Annotated in this window: 15 protein-coding genes and 3 pseudogenes; 6 read left to right on the forward strand and 12 right to left on the reverse strand. The window is 59.3% G+C overall.

What is annotated here, in order from left to right; genetic code table 11:
* Positions 1-45 precede the first annotated feature (45 nt).
* Positions 46-5,334: an apolipoprotein A-IV repeat region-like domain-containing protein gene (locus V4R08_RS01895; RefSeq protein ID WP_335577782.1), complete on the reverse strand. Its 5,289-nt coding sequence runs from the start codon at positions 5,332-5,334 to the stop codon at positions 46-48.
* 378 nt (positions 5,335-5,712) lie between these two features.
* Here V4R08_RS01895 and V4R08_RS01900 point away from each other — a divergent pair, with 378 nt between their 5' ends.
* The 3 genes from V4R08_RS01900 (at position 5,713) to V4R08_RS01910 (ending at position 7,847) form a co-directional block, all read left to right on the forward strand.
* Positions 5,713-6,090: an Hpt domain-containing protein gene (locus tag V4R08_RS01900; RefSeq protein WP_335577783.1), complete on the forward strand. Its 378-nt coding sequence runs from the start codon at positions 5,713-5,715 to the stop codon at positions 6,088-6,090.
* Between the two features lie 129 nt (positions 6,091-6,219).
* Entirely contained in the window at positions 6,220-6,540 is a 321-nt protein-coding gene (locus V4R08_RS01905; protein WP_335577784.1) for a 2Fe-2S iron-sulfur cluster-binding protein, read from the forward strand.
* A gap of 278 nt (positions 6,541-6,818) precedes the next feature.
* Complete coding sequence (locus V4R08_RS01910) at positions 6,819-7,847, forward strand: NAD(P)/FAD-dependent oxidoreductase (RefSeq protein WP_335577785.1); 1,029 nt, start codon at positions 6,819-6,821, stop codon at positions 7,845-7,847.
* A 100-nt stretch (positions 7,848-7,947) separates the two neighbouring features.
* On the opposite strand, the gene V4R08_RS01915 is transcribed toward V4R08_RS01910, so the two are convergent.
* The 5 genes and pseudogenes from V4R08_RS01915 to V4R08_RS01930 all read right to left on the reverse strand — a co-directional run bounded on the left by V4R08_RS01915 (position 7,948) and on the right by V4R08_RS01930 (position 10,817).
* Entirely contained in the window at positions 7,948-9,330 is a 1,383-nt protein-coding gene (locus tag V4R08_RS01915) for a recombinase family protein (protein WP_335577786.1), read from the reverse strand.
* A 10-nt stretch (positions 9,331-9,340) separates the two neighbouring features.
* Entirely contained in the window at positions 9,341-9,574 is a 234-nt protein-coding gene (locus tag V4R08_RS01920) for a helix-turn-helix transcriptional regulator (RefSeq protein ID WP_442935612.1), read from the reverse strand.
* Positions 9,575-9,814: 240 nt separating this feature from the next.
* Positions 9,815-9,952, reverse strand: a pseudogene (locus V4R08_RS18190) (IS110 family RNA-guided transposase); the annotation flags it as partial.
* Positions 9,951-10,244: pseudogene (locus V4R08_RS01925) on the reverse strand (IS110 family transposase); the annotation flags it as partial. The pseudogenes V4R08_RS18190 and V4R08_RS01925, both read right to left, overlap by 2 nt.
* A 117-nt stretch (positions 10,245-10,361) precedes the next feature.
* A complete protein-coding gene (locus V4R08_RS01930; RefSeq protein ID WP_335577787.1) occupies positions 10,362-10,817 on the reverse strand; it encodes a hypothetical protein in 456 nt (151 codons plus the stop codon).
* A 209-nt stretch (positions 10,818-11,026) separates the two neighbouring features.
* Between V4R08_RS01930 and galE the strand changes: the two genes are divergently transcribed.
* Positions 11,027-12,019, forward strand: coding sequence for a UDP-glucose 4-epimerase GalE (gene galE / locus V4R08_RS01935; protein ID WP_335577788.1), 993 nt, complete (start codon positions 11,027-11,029; stop codon positions 12,017-12,019).
* Between the two features lie 655 nt (positions 12,020-12,674).
* Positions 12,675-13,451, forward strand: a complete 777-nt coding sequence (locus V4R08_RS01940; RefSeq protein ID WP_335577789.1) for a class I SAM-dependent methyltransferase — start codon at positions 12,675-12,677, stop codon at positions 13,449-13,451.
* A 43-nt stretch (positions 13,452-13,494) separates the two neighbouring features.
* On the opposite strand, the gene V4R08_RS01945 is transcribed toward V4R08_RS01940, so the two are convergent.
* From V4R08_RS01945 to V4R08_RS01970, 6 genes and pseudogenes are all read right to left on the reverse strand, one after another.
* A complete protein-coding gene (locus tag V4R08_RS01945; RefSeq protein ID WP_335577790.1) occupies positions 13,495-14,433 on the reverse strand; it encodes a heparin lyase I family protein in 939 nt (312 codons plus the stop codon).
* A 215-nt stretch (positions 14,434-14,648) separates the two neighbouring features.
* Entirely contained in the window at positions 14,649-15,320 is a 672-nt protein-coding gene (locus V4R08_RS01950; protein WP_335577791.1) for an FkbM family methyltransferase, read from the reverse strand.
* 187 nt (positions 15,321-15,507) lie between these two features.
* The gene (locus V4R08_RS01955) at positions 15,508-16,458 is read right to left on the reverse strand and encodes a hypothetical protein (RefSeq protein WP_335577792.1); all 951 of its coding nucleotides are present in this window, start codon (positions 16,456-16,458) and stop codon (positions 15,508-15,510) included.
* A gap of 159 nt (positions 16,459-16,617) precedes the next feature.
* Entirely contained in the window at positions 16,618-17,229 is a 612-nt protein-coding gene (locus V4R08_RS01960; protein ID WP_335577793.1) for a class I SAM-dependent methyltransferase, read from the reverse strand.
* A gap of 48 nt (positions 17,230-17,277) precedes the next feature.
* Positions 17,278-22,728, reverse strand: a complete 5,451-nt coding sequence (locus tag V4R08_RS01965; RefSeq protein ID WP_335577794.1) for a glycosyltransferase — start codon at positions 22,726-22,728, stop codon at positions 17,278-17,280.
* Positions 22,729-23,327: 599 nt separating this feature from the next.
* A pseudogene (locus V4R08_RS01970) lies at positions 23,328-24,577 on the reverse strand (IS701 family transposase).
* Between the two features lie 148 nt (positions 24,578-24,725).
* On the opposite strand from V4R08_RS01970, the gene V4R08_RS01975 reads away from it, so the two are divergent.
* A protein-coding gene (locus V4R08_RS01975) for an IS630 family transposase (protein ID WP_335577795.1) occupies positions 24,726-25,783 on the forward strand; the annotation gives its coding sequence in 2 pieces (ribosomal slippage) (positions 24,726-25,212 and positions 25,212-25,783; 1,059 coding nt in all).
* Positions 25,784-25,804: the final 21 nt, after the last annotated feature.

The raw sequence follows: 25,804 nt of genomic DNA on the forward strand, positions 1-25,804 counted from the left end.
CGGAGGCTTGCGCCTCCGTTTTTCGCAGCCGATTGAGGCGAGCGCTTATCCGAGCCGGCCCGCCGCATGCGCGAGCAGGGTATAGACCAGCCCGGTCTCCGACATCAGATGGTCACGGATCACTGAGGGCTCCTGCTGCTCATCGCGCGCGACTTCGTCCAGCAGCCGCTCGAATTCGGCGATGTAGCGATCTGCCGTCTGCTTGAAAGCGCGGTCGGCCCGGTATTTGCGGGCGACCTCGTCAAAGGCCTTCTGGCCGGCGGGCGTATAGAGACGCTTGCTGAAAGCCTTGCGTTCGCCGCGCTGATAGCGGTCCCACATCTCGCCGGCGAGGTTGCGGTCCATCAGACGGCTGATATCGAGCGACAGCGAGTCCAGCGGATTTGCGGTCGCAGCCTGTGGTGCCGGTCGTCCGCGCGGGATGTGGTCGTTGCCGTTGGTATCGGCACGGTTCAGTAAATCCGAGAGCCAGCCGTCGCCTCCATCGTCCGCACTTGCCGGGTTGACCGGCGGAGCCTCCGTGCGGCGGGATGACGGAATGCCGAGATCCGGCTGCGGCAGGTTCGACGCACTGCCGCTATCACGCGTACGCGACGCGGAGCGTGTCGTCGTCGCGCCGCGGCCACCGGCGGCGGCCATCATCGGCTCTTCCTCGCGCTGCGCGCCGGCCCGCCCGCTGCTGACGACGTCGAACCCGTGACCATGGCGTGCGACGATCCGGTTGAGTTCGGCAAGCGCTTCGATCTGATCGACGATCACCTTGCGCATCTGGGCGGTACTCTCGGCCGCCTCCTGCGGCATTTCAAATACGCCGCGACGAAGCTCATTGCGCGTCGCCTCCAGCTCCGTATGCATTTCTGCAGACATCTGCTTCATGCCCTGAACCAGGGCCGCAAACTTGTCGGCGGACTGCTTGAGCATCGAGCCGGCTTCTTCAGTCGCCCGCTGGCAAATTTCGCTCATGGATTCCGATGTCAGGCGGCGTTCTTCCTCGGTCGTGGCGCGAACGGCCTCGAACTGACGGCTGATCGCAGCCGATCCGGCGCCGGCGGTCTCGGCCACCACCCGCGCGATATCGCGTGCGCGCTCTTCGGCGGCCGCAAGCGATTCATCGAGCAGGACCGTAAACCGTGTCAGTCGCTGATCGAAGTCGGTCGTCCGCAAATCAATCGTCGTCACGAGCGAGTCAAGCATGGACTTGCGTTCCTCGACCGACGATGTGGCGCTTTGGTTGCTTTGTTCGACCCGCGCTGCTGCCTCGGCCAAAGTGTTTCCATGAGCCTCAAACTGGCCGGACAGTGCGTCCAGATCATCAAGCGCCTTGGACGCCTTGGTGTTGAACACCATCAATTGATCCTCGAGCGTCTGCGTCGCGAGGCCGTTTTGCGACGTGACATCCTTCATGGTCGATACGAAGTCGGCGACGCGTGTGACGAGCGCGCGCTCCAGCGAATTGAGATTTTCGTGCGCGCCGGTGAGGACCTCCTGGAGAAGGATATTGCCCTCGCGCAGCCGCTCGAACAGCGCGACCGTATCCGTGCGGAGGATCTTGCTGGTTTCCTGCATCTCGGTGACGGCGGAGATAGACGCCTGCCGCGACTGCTCGATGGCGGAGCGCGACGATTGCTCGAGATCCTTCAATGACTTGCTGATCGCGCCGGTCGCCAGTTCGCCCGCGTTGGTGATGGTGCGGACGACGTTGGAGCCATTCGAAACGATCGACTGCGAGAATGCCTGGCCTCTGACCTCGATCGACTTCAGGGCGTCGGCGGTAACGCGATCGATATCGGAGCTGAGCTGATCGGCCTTGCCGCCGAGAGCCTCGACCAGAGATCCGCGCTTGCTGTCGATCATCTGGGTGAGACGATCGGTCTGCTGCTGGACGTAATTGACGATTTCGTCCGTTTTACCGGTGATCACGGTGCCGAAGCTGCCGCTGGCGGCAAAGATCAAGCGCTCGGCGTCGGTCGACGCCGACTTGACCTTGGTGCTGACTTCGTTCGACGCGGAGACGAGGGAGGTCTGCGCACTCTGCGCGCTTGCCTGAATGATCTCCGTGGTATTCGCCGCCGCCGCGTGCAGAGAGCGTTCGATGTCCGAAGAGATCGCCTTGATCTGGCTGGCAGAATCAGCGGAGGCGGCGGTGAGAGTGCTCTGGGCCTCGCGCGCGCTTCCGAGAATGGCGGCGGCGGTGTCGGCGCCAACCGCGATCAATGTCCGCTCGACGTCGCTTGCAAACGATTTGACCTGACTTGTGGCATCGGTCGAGGCAGTGGTGAGCGTGTTCTGGGCTTCGCGAGCGCTGCCGAGTATGGCGGTGGCGGTGCCGGCGCTCGCCGCCGTTAGTGTCTGCTCGATGGCGCTTGCAAGTGATTTGACGTGATCTGCGGCATCGGCCGAGGCGGTGGTGAGCGTGCTCTGGGCCTCGCGTGCGCTGCCGAGAATAGCGGCGGCGGTGTCGGCGCCCGCCGTCGTCAATGTCCGCTCGATGTCGCTTGCAAGCGATTTGACCTGACTTGCGGTATCGGCCGAGGCGTTGACGAGCGTAGTCTGGGCCGTCCTCGCGCTCGACAGGACGGCGTCCGCGGTCGACGTGCCGACTGCGGACAGCATGCGTTCGACGTCGGACCCGACGGTCGTGAGAGTCCGCTCGATGTCGCTCGCGAGCGATTTGACATGCGTCGCGGCATCCGATGAGGCCGCGACCAGCGTGGTCTGCGCCGCGCGCGCACCGGCGAGAACTGATTCCGCCGTGTTGGTGCCGGCGGCGGACAGCGTCAGCTCGATATCCGTTGACAGGGATTTGACCTGGCTCGCCGTCTCGGCGGATGAGTTGACCAGCGTTGTCTGCGCATCGCGGGCGCTGTTGAGGATGGAGTTGGCGGCAGCGGTGCCGGCGGTGGTCAATGCGCGCTCGACCTCCGTCGACGTCAATTGCAATTGGGCGCCCACTTCGGTCGAAACCGAAAGCAAGGACTGCTGGGCGGTACGCGCGCCGGTTTGAATGGTTTCGCTGGTATTGACCACCAGATTGATCAGCGAACGCTCCGCATCCTCGACATGAGACTTGATGCCGAGCGACAGCTCTTCGGCGCGGGCCAACAGTGTGTCGCTGGCCTGCCGTCCGCTTGTTTCGAAGCGGCCGGCTACGGCTTCGATCCGCGATCCCAGCAGATCCTCGAACTGGGCGACACGCGTTTCGATCGCGGTTGCGACAAGGCCGACGCGCTCGTCTAGGCCTTGATGGATTTCCTGGAATCGCGCCGTGATCGTATCCGCGAGGTAAGCGCTGCGACCGTCGATGGTTTCGGTCATCCCCGAGATGCGCCCGTCGATCGCCGCGACGGCCTGCGTTGCGCCATCGCTCAGCGACGTTGCGAGGTGAGTGAGGCGGCTCTCGATCGAGCCGATCGCATGAGCGGCGCCATCGGACAGCGACGATGTGAGCGTGCCAAGCTGGCTGTCGATGGTTTCCGCGACCGACCTTGCGCGTGAATCGAAGGTTTGCTCGAGTATTCTCAGGCGGCCGTCGACGGACTCGTCGAACGACTTGATTTTGGCGTCAAACGAAGCGTCGAGATTGGTGACGCTCGACTGGAGCGAGGTTTCGAACCGCGCCAGACGCTGATCCAAGGCGGCGCTGATCTCGCCGCCGTTGGACGTCAGCCGCGTATCGAAGGTATCGACATAGGTTTTCATGGTCTCGGCGATATCTTCGGTGCGCTGGCCGAGGCGATCGACGATCTCGCCACCGAAAGTCTTTACCGTGCGGTCGAACTCCGAGATGTGGCGGGTAATGAGCGTGCCAAGCGTGCCGCTATCGCGTGCGAACTTTTCCGCGAGTTCGGCGCCCTGGTCCTTCACCAGTTGATCGAACGCACTCATCTGGAGGCTGAGCGTATCGTGCGCGGTTTCGGTTCGAGTGACAACGTTGGCCACCAGCGTATTGACCGTGACGTCCAGCGCTTCGCTGGCCTTGTCTCCGCACGAAAGAATCCGGGTTGCCAGCCGGTTACCGGCCTCGTCGATCTTGTTGGCCAGGTCGCCGCCTCGAAGCTCGAGTTCCACCAGCAGGGAGTCGCTGGAATTTTTCAGAGAGTCATGGACCTGTTCGGTGCGGTCGGAAATGCCGTCGACGATGGACGCCGACTTCTGCTCGAATTCGCCCGTAATCCGCTCGATCCGCTCGTTCAGCATGTCATGGACGCGGTCGGCCAACTCGACGAATTCGTCGTGGACGTGACCGGTCTTGAAATTGAGGCTGCTGTTCAGCCGCTCGCTGGCATCGAGCACGGCGCGCGTGGTCTCGGCGCTGGCTTCCTCAAGCCGGTCGAGCAAGTCGCCGCCCCGTTCGCCGAGCGCGAGGATCATGGTGTCGCCGGCATTGCTGAGTGCCGTCGTGATGTGCTCGCCGCGCTCTTCCAGCGCACCGGTGATGCCTTTTGCGACTTCGTCGACGCGCGAGGCGATGGCATCGCTGATTAGTGCGATGTCGTGCCGCAGGTCGATCTGGACACCCGAGATGGCGCTGCGGACCTGCTCGGCCTGGCCGACGAGGTTGTCGCGTTGAATCGCGATATCCTGAAGCAATGCGCGGATACGCACCTCGTTGTCGGAATAGGCACGTTCCAGCGCGGCGACCTCGTTGGCGACCAGGGTTTCCAGTTCGCCGGCGCGAGCGATAGCCCGCTCGACGCCGTCGCCCATCGCGGCGACTTCGCGGCGGATCGCCTGTCCGACGGTCACCACCGAATCACTGGCCAGGCCCTCCGGCTCGGAGAACCGGATCGCCACCTGGGCCATCGACTGGGCGATCATGCGCAGTTCCTGGCCGCGCCACGCCAGGCTGGCCAAAAAGTAGAACAGCAGCACGGGAGCGAAAAACAGGGCGATCAGGCCGGCGAGCGCGAGCGTGCCGCCGCTGCCCTGACCCATCGCGGCTTGCAGCGAGGGCAGAAAGCTGATCGTCAGAAGGCCGGCGCCGAGAATCCAGATGCCGGCGAAAAGCGAGGCGAGCGTATAGATATTGCGGGCGGGGCGGCCGTTCTGGATGGCCTGAAGGATTTGACCGATCGTTTCTCGATCGTCGTTGGCAGGGCGCCGCGTAAAGCGCGGTCCTTCAACGGCATCGAAGGTCGGCCGGTCTGCGGTGGAGCGGTCGTCAAATCCGTCCTCGCCGTGGTTCGCAGCGGGCGGGATCGGCGGGGCGATGTCGTAACGAGCCGAAGTTTGGTCTGGATCTCCCGCAGACGCCTCGCCGACCTTCAGCGCCTCCTGGATGGCGGAAAGAGCGACCTCTGTCGGGTCTTTAACCTTCTTGGGATTGTTCGCCATGTCAGTCCACGCCCTCGTGTTACGCAACCCGCAAGTCCGCGTCACCGCTGCAAGTCCGGTCGCCGACCCGAGCCCCAAGCCGGTTCCGGGCGCGGCCACCGCCTCCGCCCGTCTTGTCGGTCACTTCCCCCAACATCTTATTGGCTTGGCGTCTCGAATGAAACGGTCGTGATTAATACAATCTTAATCATCGTTAACGGCCAGCGGCGCTAACCGCTTCGAGCTGTTCGTAATTATTGAACAGTCGGTCCGATTCGGCCGGAAAGGCGACGGAACCCGGGGTCCGTACGCGAAACGTTCTGTTAACCAGTTCCGTGATTGGCTCGGCGGGATTCCGCTCGGCAGCCTCACCCCGGAAGCGGACTTCGGATCGCAGCAATGCCATATTCCCTTGAGCAGGTCACCTGGATGCCGTCGCCGCCACTGATTCCGGACGATGGCCCGATCGATTTCGACCATCTCTGCCGCATGACGCTCGGCGATAGTAGCCTCGAGCGCGAGGTTTTGGCGATGTTCGCGGGCCAGGCGGCCGAGCTCACCGCCGCGCTGGCGCAACTCCCGCCTGATGCCGCGACCCTGGCGCACAAGCTGAAGGGCTCGGCGCGGGCGATCGGCGCGGTTCACGTTGCGGCCGCCGCCGCCGACCTGGAGACCGCGCTCCGCAACGGCGCCGATCCGGCGGAGCCGCGGGCCGCGCTGGACCTCGCCATTACCCAGGCCTGCCAGGCGATCGACGCGATCCTGCGCCGCTCCTGACCTGCCGTCGGCGATCCCGCAAGGTGAGCGCGCCTTTTTGCGCCGGCCGCTGGCGCTGGCCGGATCGTTTCGTTATAGGACAGCCGAACCTTCCTGATTATCAATTATCTGTTCGGCAGCACTGCACCCATGACCAAGATCAACTTTGTCGACCATTCTGGCGAAACCCGCACTGTTGACGTCGAGAACGGCGCGACCGTCATGGAAGCGGCGATCCGCAACGCCGTTCCGGGCATCGAGGCCGAATGCGGCGGTGCCTGCGCCTGCGCCACCTGTCACGTCTATGTCGACGAAGCCTGGAGCGACAAGGTCGGCAAGCCGACGCCGATGGAGGAGGACATGCTCGACTTCGGCTTCGACGTGCGGCCGAATTCGCGGCTGTCGTGCCAGATCAAGGTGAGCGACGAACTCGACGGCCTCGTGGTCTCGACGCCGGAACGGCAGGCTTAACACCTCGCATCGTTCCAAACCGCGTGACGCGCTATCATGCCGCACCTCGCGCGACGCCGGGCGGATACCGGCGGGCGCAGGGCATTGCAGGCAGATTATGGCTTTCCTCAAACCGCCCGGTTGGCTATAGCGTTTTCAAGTAAAGCATGTCCTCGGGCTTGACCCGAGGATGGATGGCGGTTCGCGTGAGGAAAACGCGTCAAGACTATCCACGCAGCAGGGCGCGGCCGACATTGCCTGGCCCGGCCTGAAGGTTTCAACGGAAAAGAATTTTTGACATGAGCGAAGCGATCAAGACGGATGTGCTGATTATCGGTGCGGGCCCTTGCGGACTGTTTGCCGTGTTCGAACTGGGTCTGCTCGATATGAAAGTGCATCTTGTCGACATCCTCGACAAGATCGGCGGGCAGTGTGCCGAGCTTTATCCGGAAAAGCCGATCTACGACATTCCCGGCATTCCCTTTGTTACCGGCCAAGGCCTCACCGAGGCGCTGCTGGAGCAGACCAAGCCGTTCAATCCAAACTTCCATCTCAACGAGATGGTGGAGAGCATCGAGAAGATCGGCGATCCTGGATTTCGCGTTACCACCGACGCCGGCAAGGTATTCGAATGCAAGGTCGTCGTGGTGTCCGCAGGTGGTGGCTCGTTCCAGCCGAAGCGGCCGCCGGTGCCTGGCATCGAGGCGTATGAAAACACCTCGGTGTTCTACGCGGTGCGCAAGATGGAGCAATTCCGCGACAAGGAGATTCTGATTGTCGGCGGCGGCGACTCGGCGCTCGACTGGACGCTCAACCTGCATCCGGTCGCAAAACGCATCACGCTTCTGCACCGGCGCGACGATTTTCGCGCGGCGCCTCACAGCGTGGAGCAGATGCGCAACCTGGTCGCGGACGGCAAGATGGATTTGAAGATCGGTCAAGTCACGGCACTGGAAGGCGAAGGCGGACAACTCTCCGGCGCGCAGGTGAAGGGCAGCGACAACGCGATGTCGAGGGTCAGTTGCGATACCATGCTGCCGTTCTTCGGCCTGACGATGAAACTCGGACCGGTCGCGAACTGGGGTTTGCATCTCGAGAACAATCTCCTTCCGGTGGAGACCGCGTCGTTCGAGACCAACGTGCCCGGCATCTTCGCGATCGGCGACATCAACACCTATCCCGGCAAGCTGAAGCTGATCCTCTCCGGCTTCCACGAAGGCGCGCTGATGGCGCAGAAGGCGCATCGTTACGTCTATCCGGACAAGCGGCTGGTGTTCCAGTACACCACCTCGTCGTCGAGCCTGCAGAAGAAGCTCGGGGTAAATTGAGGGCGTGTCGTGATCGGTTATGCCGGTCGCATGAAATGGTGCGTCATGCGCGGGCTTGACCCGCGCATCCATCACTTTTTCAAAAAGATGGATGGCCGGATCAAGTCCCGGTTTTGGCCGGGACTGACAAACGGGAAGAGCGGGTGTCAATCGTTGGCCTGTAGCCGGGTTTTCCAGTCCGGGTGATCCAGTCGAGGATCGTACCAAGCTCGCCTTGCAGGGCGATAACGGTGTCACGGCGCCTCTCGCCGGGGGTGACGACGATGCGGTCGATGATCTCGCGGATGGCATCGGCTGCCTCAAGCGCGTCATCGGGATGGGCAAGCGCGGCAGTCAGGCGCTCGATCCTGCGCCGGTAGGTCTCGGCGATACCGGGGTGCATGTCGGGGACATCCTGCGGCGCGTCCGACATGTGGGCGGTCAGGCTGTCCTGTCTGGCCTCAAGCTCGGTGAGCCGGTCGGACAGCGCGCGGTGCCAGCCGCCTTGCTCGATGACGCGCACGATCTCGGCAATGGCCTTGGCGGTCTCGGCAAGCTCGCGGCGCGTGGCGTCGGCTGTATTGCGGCGCTCACGGTTGAGCCGGTTAGTTTCTTGCGTGTAGGCGCGCATGGCTTCCATAGCCATGTCCGGCGTCATCATGCGCTCGCGCAGGCCGGTCAGCACGCGGGTTTCCAGAGCCTCGCGGGCAATGGTGCGGGCGTTGTCGCAGCCGTTACCGAGCACATGGTTGATGCAGGCGAAGCGGTCCTGCCCGCGACGGGCGTAGGTGCCGCCGCAACAGCCGCAGAACAACAGGCCGGACAGCAAGGTGCGCGGCCGGTGGGTGGCGTTGAGACCGCCGTTCTTCGCCGTCATCGTTCGCGCGGCGGCGCGCGATGCCTCGGCCTGCTTCTTGTAGAGGCCAGTCAGATGGTCCTGTCTGGCCTTGGCGGCGTCCCATAGCTCCTGCGGCACGATGCGAAGCTCAGGAACGTCCGCGCGTATCCACTCGCTTTCGGGATTGAACCGATAGGTGACGCGGCCGGTGTCGGGGTTCTTCAGCCTGCGCTGCCGGTTCCAGCGGATGACGCCGATGTAGAGTTCGCAATTGAGAATGCCGGAACTGATGATCCGGTTGCCCCGGATGGTGGTGTCGTTCCAGCGTTTGCCGGTGGGACTTGGGATACCGTCGCGGTTGAGGTCGGCGGCAATCTTCTGCGGCCCCTTGCCGGTGACATATTCGCGGAAGATGCGCCGGACGATTTCGGCGTGTTCCTCGACAATCTCGCGTTCGCCCCGGATCGGCTCGCCGTTGGCGTCGAGTTGGTGAACAACACGATAGCTATAGGCGTTGCCGCCCCCGATCTTGCCGGCCTCCACGCGTCCCCGGATGCCACGATGGGTCTTGATGGCAAGGTCTTTCAGGAACAGGGCGTTCATGGTGCCTTTGAGGCCGACATGAAGCTCGCTGATCTCGCCTTCGGACAGGGTGACGATCGTCACGCCGCAGGCCTCAACAGAACTCACCGAACTCGCTTTTCGGACGCCAGGATACCGGATCGGCGATCCAGCGATTGATGTCGGTTTCATGCCATCCCGCGCCGTTGGTGCTGATCTTGAGTTGGGCCGGGAACGTGCCTTCGGCGATTTTGCGGTAAATGGTGGAGCGGGACAGCCCGGTGCGGGCAAGGATGGTGTTCAAACGGATGATACGGTCTTCTTTAATCGGCGCGTTGCGGTCAAGCACTTCCGAACCCTCCCACTTGTGGTGCCGTTCGACGTCTTTTCGCGGCCCGCGCTTCTCTCCGGGAGAGGCATGAAGCCCTCTCATTATGGGGTCCAGTAGAATGATGTGGTCCAAACTGGTTCGCATCCTGATGATGGCTCATCGGAGATAAGACCGTATGCGAACTCACATCATTTATCGTCCGCGAAGGACGTCTTCCGCCTCGCAGCGGAACTCTAAGCTCTTTGTCTGCTGGTCGCGTTATGCAGTCGCGCCCGTCGTTGTTGGCCTTGTCTCCCGCGTCCAACGGAACTCCGAGCCATCTACCCACATCCGATACAGGACCACTGCAAGCCTGCGTGCCAATGCAACGATGGCCTTTTTGACCCCATGTCGTTTCGTTGCGATCGGTCTTGTTCGGCTGTTGAGCTTTCAAGAACGCTTTTGTGTGCCGCGTCTCGATACAGAGTACCGCGAATCCGGCCTTTGCCAGTCCCTCGAACAGCCATTGAGACAGTGGCCCCGCTTCGAGGCCCACCCGTTCGAAGTTGAATGCGGGATCGCTCAGGACAGCGGCCAGATCGTCCGGGTGCGTCACAACCTTTTTCTCTCGGCAGAGTTTTCCGCTTTCATCGACAATGCACACGCTCGTCTCTTTGACAGAGACGTCGAGACCCGCATAATGCTTCATGCTGCGCTTCACCTTTCTGATACTTTGTGGCTGTTTCGTTCAGACCACGTTTTATCATCAGCCTGAAGCGCAGCACCTTCCTTCCTTTCCAGTCGGCGGAGATGGGCACTAAGCCGATTACCCCATCTGGCTCACGCATGGCTGCGCCGCCTCCTGCTGATTGCTCCTGAGCCAGACAGAGCAAGCAGTGACGCGGGCGCAAGAGTATTTTTCGCGTCGTCGTGCCGTGGCGTACAATCGGCGGCAAATACTTGTAATCGGCGGGATCGATGTATGTCGCTCAAAAGTGCGCAGCGATTTTGAGACAACGACATGCATCAAATCAAAGCCTGACGCCCCCGGTCTATGCTTGAGGCCGATGCCGTGATTGAAGACGAGTTCCGCGCCGCGGCTGTCCTCCCGGAAGCGCTTGACCCATTTGGCGATCGTCTTCGCCGTCACGTCGAACTGAAGCGCGGCTGCGTCCAGAATATGGAGGCGATCAGTTGGCGATCGTCTTCGCTTGCTGCCGATAGCGATCACAAAAAGCGCGAAGAACGCCCACTCCCGATCCGTCATCAGGCCGCGAACCAAGGCTGCTCTCCAAAATGTAGTCTTGAGCCACGCCCCCGCTGATTTGGGAATCCACTTTGTCAACACGACCTAGTATGCTGAGTATAGGACATCCTTGCAGGCGATCCTTAAACGTGTTTTGCGCTAACCGTCGGGGTGACCGTCCAGCCTAGCGCAAGGGGAGCTTGGCCTCGCCCAATTCAGCAACCTTTCAAGGCATATATCAGCAGATGGGCCACAAAACGTGCATTCTCGTCACCGGCGGCGCAGGCTACATCGGATCGCATTGTTGCCGGGCGCTCACCGCAGCGGGCTACGAACCGATCGTATATGACAACCTTTCAACTGGCCATCGCAGCTTTGTCTCCGGTGAGATGGTGGTGGGTGATCTTATTCAGAAAGAAAAAATTGTTGCCGCTCTCAGGAAATACAACATCGCAGCGGTCATGCACTTTGCAGCTGCAAGCTTGGTGGGCGAGTCGGTCGCCGATCCACAGAAATACTACGTGAACAACGTTGTTGGCACGCTCTCCCTATTACAAGCGATGCGCGACGCCGGCTGTCTTCGCATCGTATTCTCTTCTACTGGAGCCGTGTATGGCGACGCGGATAGCAAGGCTCTCCCTGAGAACTTCCCCTGCAATCCGATCAATCCGTACGGCGCATCGAAATGGATGATCGAGCGCATTTTAACTGATTACCGGCTTGCCTACGGCTTCGGAGCATTTTGCCTGCGCTATTTCAACGCAAGCGGCGCCGATCCAGCCGGTGACATCGGAGAATGCCGCTCCAACGAAACGCATCTTATCCCGCGAGCGATGATGGCACTCCAGGGCTATATCGATGACTTTGCTATATTCGGAGATGACTACGATACGCCCGACAAGACAGCGATCCGCGACTACATCCATGTCTGCGATCTCGCTGCAGCTCACGTAGCTGCTTTGAAGCGACTGCAGGAAGGACATTCGGGCGGAAGCTTCAACCTGGGTACCGGCTCCGGTTTTTCGGTGCGCGAGATCTTAGCGACCATTAAATGTGTCACAGGGAGGGATGTGCCACATTCCGTTAAGCCACGCCGACCAGGGGATCCCACCTACCTTGTCGCGGATTCTTCCGCCGCCCGCGAAATACTCGGATTCACGCCCAACTATTCAGAACTATCAACGATTGTCGAGACGGCTTGGACATGGCATAAAAAAGCTCATCCCGCTAAAACGTGAGCTCGTAGAGACTGGAACGGTAATTGCCTAAAGTACCGCCGATTCCCATCCCGCAAACCGTCCACATGCGTATACAGTCCCCCGTGAGCAAGCGGCAAAGCGACAGCGCGGGAGTTTGTTTTTCGGCTGCGGGGGCGATCAGGTCGGTGCCATTGTAGCAAGGCCACTTACACTAGAGCCTTTTCGCTTCTGATGGAATCAGAAGCGGACTCTATGATTTTGATTTGACGCATTTTCTTCCCGCGAACCGGTACCCATCCTCGGGTCGAGCCCGAGGACATGCTTCGCTCGAAAACGCTCTAGATTTCTAGATTTGTTATGTGTGTTATCTGTGCCATATCGAGCAGGGCGGCCAGGCCGTCAAAGAGCCGGATGGCCTACGACTCTTGCCTCGGGAATTCCTGCTGTGTGAAGAATGAGCCTTGTTAGCAGACCCATATCGTGACGTAATTCGCCAAAGTACATACACCAGCGGTGCAGATCTGTGGCTGTCTAGAGGAAGATGAAAAGTGTGTAGCGGTTTTCCGCCGTTCTAAAATTATGGAATCGATCACGTTCATGATTTTGGATCGATTCGATCCAAAATCATCGTGATCCAGGGGGCATCTGCAGCGCCCGCCCGCCGCGCTGCCCTATTTGTTTGGAGAGTTACTCGATGACCGCCGACGCCCCATTGATGAACGTTATTTTCGAGAGGGCTACAGACAAGGCGTTCAAGGCCCGTGCCACGTTTGAATATCAACAAGTGAGAAAATGGGCGGGCCACCGGATCAACTTCGATACGGCGCGAGTACTTGATTTTGGGTGCGGCCAAGGCGTGGCAGCGGCGTCCTTTGCGCTGCGTCATCCGGAGGCAGGCGTCGTTGGAGTGGACGTTGAGCCCGTGCTCGAGCCCCAGCTGAGCAATCTTCTAAAGACGCAGATTGGCCATGCCATTCCATCGAACCTGAGCTATCGCACCATCTCGCTGACGCCGTTGTCGAGCGAAAAATTCGATCTAATCTACGCCTGGTCGGTATTCGAGCACATCAAAGAAGACAAGATGGTCGACACCTTCGCGATGCTGAAGGATCATCTCGCCGACAATGGCGTGCTGTTTATCTGCTGCAATCCGCTCTATTTCTCGCCGCATGGATCGCATCTCTACAAGTACTTCAAATCGCCCTGGCATCACCTGCTCTTGACGCTAGATGAATTGCGGGACGGTGTCGTGTCCGATGGCCTCCTCTCTTCAGAAGCACGGGAGTGGCAACAATTTCTTCAGCTCAACCGGTTGACCGCTCATGATATCATGGGGCGGGCCTCGGCGGCAGACCTCAAGCGGATTAGGCAGCATCTCTCGAAGACGGATGTGGCACCGCCGCCTCGGCTCGCCCGGCTGTATGATAACGACGCTCTGACGACGACCGAGCTTGTAGCCACTTTTTCTTGAAACCCAACTCACCAAAGGCCCCTATAGACGGGATCGTGAGACGTCACGGCCTAACGCTACCTGGCGTGGTCCCATACAATATATTGTCTACATAAATCGTTTGAGTTGTCGGCTGACGTCGACGATAGATACCGATGTCGAATCCGATGTCTTGCGTGATCTTGCCATGTTCAATCACGGACACCGGATCTGGCTTATAGCCCCAGCATCCGCTCCAGTTCGCAATGCTTACGCCATCAACTGAGGCCTGAACTTTTCCACCGCTCACTCCACACGGGGACGGTTTCAAGTCGAACACGACATGAAACCAACGTTCTCGTTCAACGGCAAATGAGCCCACTACTACGGGCTGGCCGTGCGCAGCTCTTTCGCTCTTATCCGAAGATACCGCAAGCTCGAGCGTAATTTCTTTGTCGTTGGACTTGGCGGGATTTACACGCATGACAAGGACTGGATGCCCCGCGCAGCATTGGAATGCCTGGAAGTGAATGAGCCAGTACCGTGGCACCTGATAAGATTTATCCAACATCATATCAAAGCTGATAAACCGCTCATTATCCGGACTGCTTACCGTGGTATGCTGGCTCGATTGATGGGGCACCGCATTAAGAAAAATTTTGTCCTTTACGTTCTTGTCTTCTTTAGACGTTAGGGAAATTGCGAGGGAGCGAGCGCTATTCCCAGAGCGGCGATCCACGGGAACACGCTCATCGAGCCAAACATTAAAGTCCGACCCGATATCAACAGTAAACGGATATGAACCAAATTCAGCAGGACCATGAATCAGAAAATAAAATGGCTTCGACAGGTTCCGCTTCGGGAATTTCGAGGTGTCAATTTTGTTAGACAGAGAGAACGTTAACGAAGATATCAAACCAGATTGTTTTGACAAAGCTTCGCTTGCATATACGAAAACGATAATCGCACAGCACAAAAATAGAACGCCAAATTCCCTTAACTTGCGAGATGAAAAGATGGCCATAGCAAAGTCTCACTGGCTCGAGGCGCATAAACGGCGTACCCAGCATATGGAGTTGCCCCGGCTAGACCGGGCACTCGGCTGCTTTGAGTGATGCAATGTACTCCCGCGGTGAGCGGTAGCCCAGACGGGAATGCGGGTGTTCTAAGTTGTAACATCCATCAGGTGTTTATATGTATCGGTGAGTTGCTGTCGGCTGACTTCCTGTTCCTTTCGGACTATTGAGAAAATACAGTTTCAATAAAACGCAGGCGATCTTTATCGACCTCGTCGAGAAGGTTGGAGGAGTTCCTTGAACGGGTGAAATAAGCGTCCACTTCGACGAGATCGCCTTCAAAATGGGCGATTGGATTGAGGCGACGCAGGACCAAACCGTGTCGATCGAGAAGGCTGACAAGATCAGACAGAAGGTGTTGGCCACGGTAGATCGGATAAAGATGAGCCTCTAGTTCAATGCCGAGGACACCGTCCAAGAGACTTCCGAAACCTTGCAAGACCTCGTATTCACAGCCCTGTACGTCAATCTTGATAACGTGGGGAGCCGGAACCTCTCCGTCTGCGTAAAGGCGATCGTAGCGTACACAATCAATGGTCGTCGTGTCGATGACTTCGAATTGCTTCGCTATCGGGTAGCTATTCAGGAAACTGAAATCCGGCTCGCGAAGAGACGTGCATCCGAAATGTTTCGTAAGATATAGCGTTTTGCTGCCGGCGTTATCATACAGGCCTTTTTGAATGATCGAGATATTGGCCCGCCCCGCATACTTGGCTTGAATTTTTTCGGCCTCGGAAGGATTACATTCAAATATCACAGGGTGAATGCGATCCAAAAAGCGTTCCCATTTTGGTTGAAGGCCGCCGGCGCCTCCCACATCGATCAGATTGAGCATGTAGTCTTCTCCGAATGCAGTAACCGTAAGGAGCCATCTCACATTCTAACGAAGATCATGCCTCGTTCATCTGAATGGCGCAACTCGCTGTCATGGACGACAGTCTAACCTCCAGTATCTTCGGCGCATATGAGACGTACCAGGCTAGCTATTTGCACGACGACAATCGTCGTGAGCTAGCTCGCCGCTAATTGCCATCAACATCGGATGGCGACACCGCCTCGAAGTTGTCTCGTTCGAAAAACGATGCCCATCTCTCGGAATCGTAGCGGATCAATCCCTCTCGAAGCAGATCCCAGTTCCGCGAGGTTACCACGAGGTCCCGCAAGTCGTTTGCGGTCCAGTCGCGTTTCGCGCTCCGAACAAAGCCAGCCAGCTTGACGATGTAGCGCTCGTCGAACAGCACGGGATGGCGCCAGCGCTGATTGAGCGTGGTGACCCTCGGTCCATACACCGGGAAGTTGGTCGTGCATTCGGCCACGTCACCGAAATCGGAGAGCGGCGCGGCGCGATAGCCCAGCCGGTCGACCTCAGTGGCGATGAACGGCTCGCAATGAACCCACACCTCCAGCGACCGCGAGCGCCGGAATCGGGCCATCTCCAGTCGCCGCGCAAACAAATCCAGCGCGAACCGTCGGGACACGATCACGAACGGAAAATTGCACTGTCGCATCTTCGACAGATCGAACTGCGAGTCGACCTCCCGCTGATACCATTGGATCGTGCTCTCATTCCAGACCCAGCGCGGACCCGCCTGAGCAAATTGATGCGCGACGAGATCGACGTTGCCTTCGATGACGCGCTTCATGACATCCAGCAGATCGACCGCCGGTATGGAGTCATATTCCATCAGCACGAGATGATCGAGATCCGTTGCAAGCAGCGCCGTATACAGCGCGTAATCGCCGCATTGCCACATGCAACGTTCGGCGTTGGGATATATCGGCAATCCCATCCGCTGAAAATCGGCGAGCCGGTGGGTAATCTTCTGGATATTCCCCTCGCAGTCCACCGGACCATTGGTCTCATCCGCAAGCAGAATGACAGGCTGCCCGGCGGCCTCACACTGCAGCCGGTACATGCGCTCCGCATCGGGATTCCAGAAATGTGTCCTAAAGAAGAATCCGGTCTTCGTCATCGGTCCGCCTGGGCATCCGGCAACATTGCATGCAGTTCTGCGATGAAGCTATCGTTCATCTTGGCCAAAGACGAACACTCTATACGAAAAACGAACGTCGGAGATAATCGTTCAACCGTGTGGACCTTGGTTCCCTCAATGGGCCATCCATGGCACCCCTCAAGAGATCCGCTCAAGACAAAAGCTGAAGTAGGTGTCTGGGTCGATCGACAGGTATTTATATCGCCACCCCGCGTTCCTGCAGAACGCACCTGTCGCCTGGATCACGCCATAGACATGCGGCGCCACGACATTGCCAGCCGAGAAATCGTGCCCCGCGATAAGGCCGCGCACGCTGCATTTGCGAGAGGACAATTCAAGCTCTTGAGCCGTAAGGTCGTAGGCATGCGTGGTATCAAGGTAGATGAAGTTGAAATAGCCGTCCGGAAAGCTGGACAAGACTTCGGTCGAAAAGCCCCGCACGATTTCGACCGCGCCGGTCTCGATCTGCTTCGCGAACCTGTTGGTGACGGTCGCGAGCCCTTCCAAGAAGCGCTCGTCTTCCCAGGCATCGACCAGGTAAAGCTTGTCCGGCCGAAGACGCGCAATGATCTCTTGGCTGAAGTCACCTGAGGCAACCCCGACCTCGACGGCTCTCCCTCCCTTTGGGAGCACATCGAGCATGTCATCCCTGGTCGGGACGACCCGACAGTGCTCGGTGTGCATGGGGTCAAGCCTTTGTCCCTTGATCCGGTCGGCTTCTGCTTGCCGCTTCGATTGCGCGTTATCCATCGGCGTTTCCTCGGAACTTTGATTCCACAGAGATTCTGATCGGCGCGGTCATAACTTTGAAAATGCTCTAGTCGGAACAAAGCAATATTCAACAGCCTTGCTATTGAACTGGATGTCTGGAAGAGCGCTAAAGCCACTACTTTCCATGAGACGGGATAACAACTCGGTCCAAGCGAACCAGTCTTGGCTGCTCGCCAGCGACCGCTGCAAGAGGACAACTGCGCCTGGCAACATGACGCGTGCCAGTTCATTCGCGATCATCTGAAGATCCGCCTCGGAAAGCTCACCGCAGCGGATAAGCGACAGGTGAAATGAAGCCGACCGGTTTGGAAGACGGCCCTTTGCCTTTAGTTCAGCGATCAGCGCCTCAACCGTCATCCGCGGGCCCTGGAACTGTCGCGCCCACTCGTTTTCAAGCCTGCCTTCCAGACCGACCGCAAGCGTCGGCAGACGCCGGTACATATAGATGCCTTCGCTCAGCCATCTGTAGACCGAACGGTCCTCCGGCAATGCCTCGCATGACGGGCACTTGGCCGCCTCGCCAAAGCTCGGGCCGTACCAATCGCAGATGTTGCAATGCTTGAGCTTGCCGCCCACAACCGCGTCATAGCGATCGAGTTCATCGGGCAGGACAGGGTGGGCAACCACCAGCGTCTCATCGAAACGTTGGGACAGCGTGGGCCGGCTCTTGTTGAAGAGCGCAAGCATGCCGGGAACGGTCCCGAGCTTCCAACCGTTGCTCTCCGCATAATAGCTATATTCGACATCTGTGTAGCTGTGCGGGACGTCCTCGCTGAAGCCCCCGATCTCGTCCACCATTTTCCGGCGCATACCAAACAGGCCACCCTGCACATGACCGAATACCCGGTCGGGATTATCGGTGGCGAAAGATGTGTTGCGAAATTTGGGGAACAACTCGATACCTGACGGATATTCAGATCCGTGCAGATAGGTCGGCGAATAGCCCATGGTGCCGACAAGCCCAGCCTCCGGCTGTTCCTCAAGCGCGTGCACAATCGGGATCTCCCAGCCGCGGCCGAAGCTGACGCCTTCCTTGCCGCATATGTAGATCGCGTAGTCGCTCGCGCCCTGCGCCAGCGCCGCGTTGGTGCCGGGGCCGACCATGGCATTGACCTCGTTGTGGATCACCGTTACCCGGTCCTGCTTCTGCCAGAGATCGTTGAGATATTCGGCAACCGGCTCCCGCCGGCTCTGGTTGTCGCAGACAACCAGATGATACGGCAGGGATGTGTTCTCGAGAATCCGCTGCACCGTCATTTTCAGCTCGGCGAGGTTGTTCCAGGAAACGATGATTACGTCGACTGTGTTATTGCGCCAGACCCGCATCAGCACCCGTGTCAGACGCACAACATCGTGGCGCTCGCGTGCACGTTGCGCCGCCGCGCGAATGATCGCGCGTACTTTGAGCGAGGGCATGCCGTAATAGCGTCGAATGCCCTCAGCCACGCTCTCTGGCGTCTGTTCGACCATGATGCCGGTGATGTCGTCGATCACGAGATCAGGAATGCCCGCGAGGTTGGTCGTCAGTACCGGCACGCCGGCGGCCATGCTCTCCACCAGGGAAGTCGGAATGCCATCCATGTCGCCGTTCTCGATGCGTACAGAGGGCGCGACGAACAGATCGGCAGTCTTCATCTTGTCGACGATCTCGTCCTGACTAAGCTGCCCCATGATCTCGACATTGCGAGCGCCGACCTCGGCGATGAGGCGGCGATACTCCTCCTCCAGTTCGCCATAGCCATAGATCTCGATGCGAACGCCGAGGTCCTCGATCAGCGGGGCAGCGCGAATCAGCAGGTCGAGGCCCTTCTTCTTCACGAAGCGATGGACAGAAATAATCTTGCGAGCCGAGCGATTCTGCTTCTCCTCATCGTAGGCGGCCGAGAAGCGGCTGGTATCCACCGCGTTCGGATTGATGATGACCTTCTCACGCGGGAAGCCGCGCTCGACGACGAAATCCAGGTGAAACTTGGATAGCGTGAACAGGGCGCGGCACCACTTGGACTGGCCGATCTCCGCCAAGCGGTTCCTCTTGTCGTTCTCGTAGCGGAAGATGTCCTGGGCGTGGGCGATGAAGGTGAAGGGAATCTGCGCCTCTTCGCAGGCAGGCCACACCATGTCGGTGACGACCGGATAGACGAAATGCGCATGCACGATGGTCCGTCCGGTCTCCTTTAGGCGCTGGGCGAGCTTCTTCGGCGAATCGACACGCTCGAAAGTAATCGGGAATGACGGTCTGAAGCCCTTCCATGGCGTCTGGCGACAGAACACCAGCACGTCGGCGCCAGTCGCAACCAGCGCCTCGAGCTCGTTGAGAACGAACGTTTCCGAGGGAACCGGGAAGTGCCAGCAGAAATAGGCGATGCGCGGTCGCTCCTCTCGATCCTTCAATCCCGGCAGGCGCGCCGGCCGGATGAGCGGCGCGCGGGTGGCCTCTCGCACCTCACGCGGCGGAATGATTTTGGCATAGGCTTCCGCCATCTTGATCCGGTAGCTTGGTAAGGCAAATCGCGCCACCGCGATTTCCCGCCCGCGCTCGCCCAACTGCTTGATGAGCTGCGGATTGCGGCAGAGCTTCTCCACACAGGGCAACGCTTTCGCATATTTCTTGAACTCGACCAGATAGCCACTCTTGCCGTGGTCAATCAGCTCGGGCAGCGCGCCCCAGCGATAACCGATGACGGGTCGTCGGGCCGCCATCGCCTCCAGTACCGTGCGCCCGAACGATTCAGCGAAATGCGAGAAATTCAGGACCACGTTGACCTGCTCGACAGCCTGCTTGGGGCTGGATGCATAGCCGGGGAAGACGATGTTGTCGGGGAGCTCGCCTGAGGTCTGCTTTGCCTTCAGCTCCTTAACCAGGTCGTTTTCGGGACCGATGATGACGAACTTGGCATTCTTCACCTTAGCCGCCGCCAGCTGCGCCAGCTGCACGACATCGGCTATCCCCTTTTTTGGAATGTTGCTGCTGATCAGCCCGAACCTGACCTCACCGCCAGACAGGTCGTTGGCGATGTCCATGGCTTCGACATCGATGGTGTTCGGAATGGTGAAGGTGCAGCCTTCCTTGGCAAAGGCGCGCCCGGTGATCTCGGAATTGCCAATCACCCAGTCGGCGCGCGCCTTTGTGTCGCGGATGATGTCTCCCGGCGTCGCGCCGATCAGGTCCTGCAGCGCCTGATCGTGCTGGATGAGCTCCCGGACATGTACGATCCCCGGGACGCCGCACCTGCGCGCGGCATCGAGCGGCTCGCGCAGCATGATGGTGTTGACGTGGACAGCATCGATGCGATCCGTCGGTATGATGTATTCAAACGCCTCCAACGCCCTCGGAGAGATAGCCTCGCCATGTCGCCACCATTTGTAGTCAACAATATAGACGCGATGGCAGAGCGGACGAATGGCGTTGGTATAGTCCGGCACATTGCGGGGCAGCACTACGAACACATTTCCCGGGATGCTGCCGACGGCGTCGACCATGTCAATGAAGCTGCGCTCACTTCCGAATAGTTGATCGCTGGCAATGTGCGCGACGATCAGGACATTGGGGGCGCCTTCGCGGTAGCCTAGCTTGCCCGGGAATTGCTTGGCGATCAGCAGCGTCGGGTCCGGCTTTGCCGCAAGCTGGGCGGCAGGCACCGCGACAGGCGGCAACGTCGGCGCGGCGAATGGGGCATTCTTGAAAAAGCCGACGATCATCTCAGAAGACAGCCGCCTCAACCCTTCCGTGGCGAAGTGATCCAGGCCGGCCGAAGCAAGACCCGCGTCCTGCCGCTTTGCAAGTTGTGCGTAAGTGCGCGCGTCGAAATACGGATGCGGATCGTTCAGCGCTGCCGCGCCCGTCGCCAGATAATGCAGCAGGGGGGAGGTGCTGCGGTCGTCACCCAGATATTTCTGACGGTAGAACTGGGGCGAAAAAAACGGTGAAGGCTGACGGTCCTCGTGCTCCCCCTGAAGCAGGTAATGCAGCAGTGGATCGGCCTGCAGCGGGTCGAGGTCCATTGCCTCGAGATAGTATCGGCTGCTGAACAGGGCGTGCGGGCTTGCGCCGTGAGCCGCACCGAAGATGGCGAAATGCGAATAGGGCTCCAAGTCGATCGGCTCTTCGAATTGCGCCTCGTAATAGGCCGCATCGAACAGCGGGAGAAACGCGAACTTCTTCTCGCGCCAACCACTGGTGAGATAATCGAGCAGCGCAATCGCGGTGTGACTGTCGGGAAGGCCGGCCTTGCGCGCATAGGCGGCTGGGTCGAACAGCGGATGCGGACTGGGTGGTGAAGGGCCAATTTCGAGGAACCGCGTGAGCCACGTGCTACCCTCCGGCGGCTCATCGACGTACTTCGCGTAGAATTGGGTTGAGAACAACGGATGCGGATCTCTGCGCGACCGCGAGCCGTACTCGATGTAATGGCAGAGCGGCTCGATGCCATCGCGGGCGAGTTCCTGATTGCGCATCAGGTAGAATGGAACCGAAAAAAGGGGCTGCGGGCTCTTACCCTCGCGCCATCCCGCGGTCGCATAGTGGTTGATCAGATCGGTGCCACGCGGCAATGGCTGCTCGAACTGTCTCTGGTAGTATTCCGGATCGAAAAGCCCGCTCTCTCCTATTAGCCGGACTTGTTCAATAATCTGCTGTCTCGAGCGAGTATCGGCGCCAATCAGACTGGGATTGAGGAAACTTTCTTCCTCTCGGTACAGATCAAGCTCCTCCCGCAACCCATATTGCAGCACTGGCTTGCAGGCATCCAGCGTCGCATCTAGCCAGCGATTTTGTTCCGAGAGCAGCCCGATGAATCTCGTGGCAGCGTCGAGACGTTGCTCGTAGCGGCTCCTGATCTCTGCCAAATCTCCGGAAAGCTTTGAGAGTTTAGTTTGATAATCGCCATCTTTGGCTGCGTTGTCGAGCTTCAGCTTCGTTGCAATGGCGGTCGCATCCTTGTGCTCGTTCTGCAGCCGATTGAGCTTGAGGATGACAAGGTCATACTGCGCGCGCAGCGATGCTTCCCGGTCAAGGGCCACTTCCAACAGTGATTGCATCTCAAGCGGCGAACGCTGGTCAGCGGTCATTGCCTTACTTGCTTTCGGCGCGTTCGCCTGACCGTCCGGTTGAATTGGTAGCCCTTTCGGAACCGCCGATGAGTGGTCGTCCTTCGCTGCGAGTCTTGCCAAGTTCCGAGTCACCTCATTAAAGAGAGCTTCATGGTCGCGCTTCAGCAACTGCAGCTCTTTCAGCAATACTTGATCGGGCTCCAGTTTGGTCGTGGCAACCAGCTGGAACAAAGTTTTTAGCGAGCCTAGGACGTCTATGCATTCCCGCCGCGCGGCGCTTAGCGCTCTTTCCATCTCTGCGACAAAATCAGGGTGTCCGCATCTATCTCCATCCAGCTGGGCCGTGATGGCACGTAGCTTCGGCGTTAGTTCTGCAATCCGGATGTGAAGCTTGCCGATCGTCGCTTCGAACTTATTTACTTGGTTCATTTCAAAACCCTACGCCAAATCCAAGTCCCGACGTCCTCAAGGCCCGGAAGGACGATCTAGTTCGCCGTCGTTTGGGCGTGCGATGGCGCGGCGAACAAATTCGGCCATCGCCGAGATCCGCCAGATACCACTCGTGATCTATCGCGCAGACGAAGCCGGGGGAACCGTACTGGGCGTAAACTTCGTGGCCAGGCACGCCTTCATCGATCGGCAATCCGACGATCCAGGATACTGTGGGTTCTTGTGCGCAGCGCATGAATGTAACGCGGTGGCTCTCCCTTCGAGTCCGTGAGTGACAGCTCTCTGTTCGTGAATGGTTTGCCATTGTTTTTTAGAGCGTCAGTTAATGACCAATTAACGACACCTGTTTTAGTTACGCAATGTTAAGGAACTATCATATGCCCCTAAATGGCAATCGACGGTCCTGAAAGATAGCATATCGGGTGCAATCGACCGTAGATATTTGTGTTTGCACTAGAATTACAGTCGCAATTTTTGTTTGATGTGGGTTTTTTGAGCGACGGCCTGGTGAGCGCGTCGCCACAGCGACCATGCGATGACATAGCCAGGTCGTATTCGTTTTCGCGCGAGCCGCTGCGCTATTCTGCGGATTTCCTAGACCGACCGACGGATGAAGTCTCGCGCGTTCGGATTGCGCGCGATGTTTTTTTTTGAGACGGCGCGTTGGCTTTTCGGCGAATGGCGGCCATCATCGCGAAGGTCAACATGACAAGCGACACGTGACGATGCCAGCCATGCCAGGATCGCGTTTCATTGTGATCGAGGCCGAACTCGTTCTTGGCGGTCTCAAAGCTGTCTTCGATCGCCCAGCGATGCCCTTCGACGGCGACCAGCTGCTTGATGGACGTTCCGGCGGGACACCAGGTGGTGAAGTAGGCGAGTTCGCCATCGACGATATGGCGTCGGATCAGCAGGCCGCGCGTCCACAAGCCGCTGCGCTCCTCATTGAACTCACCGGCGTCGAGATCGGCGAGTTCGAGATACGCCCAGTCATGCAGCCGCGGCCCTTGGTTCCGCTGCCTGCCGACAGGCGGCGCCAATCGGTCGGCTTCAGCGCTTTGGCGATCTTTTCCGCCGAACCGCCGATCAGCCGCTTCCGGCTCCAGGATCCGAACCAGCGGTGGCGGCAACGCCGAGCACATAGCCTTTGCCAGCCTGGCGCAAATCCCGCTCGATGTCGCCGACGCCATAGACCGTATCGCCTGCAACCCAGGCGAATGGGACGCGCGCCGCAATGGCCCGCGCGATCATCTTGGCCGCGAGCCGCGGTTTCGTCGAAAATCCGACATCGCCTGGCGCATGCGCGGCTTTCAGGCGGCGCGAATCGTCCGTCCAGCTCTTCGGCAGATAGAGCGCGCGGTCCATGAAGGCATGACCGTGACGCGACACATAGGCCGCGAATACCCCGATCTGGCAATTCGTGATCTTTCCGGCCGAACCGGTGTATTGTCGCGCCACTCCGCAGGAGACTTTGCCCTGCTTCAGAAAGCCGGTCTCGTCGACGACCAGCACCGCGCCTTCGTCACCGAGATGCTCGACCACATAATCGCACCAGATCGCGCAACTCGTCGGCGTCCCAGCGGTCTCGGCCCAGAAGCTCCTGCTGGCGCCACGGGCCGGGATCGCCCGCCGCTTCCGCCCGCATCCAGCCAGTCTTGCGCCGTTCTTCGCTCAGCAGTCCGTCAATGAAAGCGCCCGCGCTCGCCGCCGTACGCGCCTGCGCAAACAACGGACGCATCCGTCGCTTTACGTCCCGCAGCGACGCCGCCCACAATTCCAGCACCGTTTCGGTCGACGCGCCCGTCGTCCATGATTGATGTCGAATCATGGTGATGCATCGAGTCAGAACTCGCTAAAGCGCGCAATACAAATTACGACTGTAATGCTATTATACCAAATCTCGTGGAGCGTGACTCTGTGGGGCTTTTCAAATCAGCGGCGGGCTGGTTCAACTTGGCGAACGAGGGAGGTTCACCATGTCGCCGCTGCCACTCCGGGCCGATTTCAACGCGCAGACGACACGGTCCGCTGCCAGGCGGTCGAAAGACGGGCCGCAGGCGCGGCGACTTCTGGCTCTGGCCGCGATCTACGACGGTGCGACGCGGACGGAAGCAGCCAGGATCGGCGGAGTGGGGGTGCAAATTGTTCGCGACTGGGTGATGAAGTTCAATGCCCTCGGACCGGACGGCCTTTTCGATCGCAAGGCGCCCGGGCAGCCGTCCCGGCTCAAGGACGAGCATCGTCAGGCGTTGGCCGCCGTGATCGAAAGCGGGCCGATCCCTGCTCACGGCGTTATCCGTTGGCGCATCGTCGATCTCTGCCAGTGGCTGTATGAGGAGTTCAGGGTCACAGTCTCCAGGCAAACTCTGAGCCGGGAACTGCGAGGCATGGGCTATCGCAAGCTCTCCGCCCGTCCGCGCCATCATGCGCAAGCCGAGGGCGCGATCGAGAATTTTAAAAAACCTTCCCAGCCCGAGTGGCGGAAATTGCGAAGGACAAGAGCGTCGATCCAGCCGATATAGAAATATGGTTTGGCGACGAGGCGCGCATCGGCCAGAAGAACAAGATCACGCGACGTTGGGCGCGGCGCGGAACGCGGCCTTCGGCGCCGCGCGACCAGCGAACCGCCTCCACTTACATCTTCGGCGCGATCTGCCCGAAGGGCGGCAAGGGCGCAGCCCTCGTCCTGCCCGCATGCAACACCGAGGCGATGAACCTGCATCTGGCCGAAATCGCGACCGAGGTCGCGCCAGGCAAGCGTGCCATCTTGCTGCTCGACCAGGCCGGCTGGCATCTGTCAAGCCGGTTGATCGTTCCACCCAACATCACGATCCTGCCGCTGCCAGCGAAATGCCCGGAACTTAATCCGCAGGAAAATGTCTGGCAGTTCATGCGCGACAATTGGTTGTCGAACCGCGTGTTCAAGTCCTACGAAAATATCGTCGATCACTGCTGCTATGCCTGGAACAGGCTAATCGATCAGCCTTGGCGCATTATGTTCATCGGAATGCGTGATTGGGCGTACCGGTCTTGATCAGCGAGTCTTGGTATTAGA

It is taken from the genome of Nitrobacter sp. NHB1, from assembly GCF_036964665.1.
Taxonomy (GTDB): domain Bacteria; phylum Pseudomonadota; class Alphaproteobacteria; order Rhizobiales; family Xanthobacteraceae; genus Nitrobacter.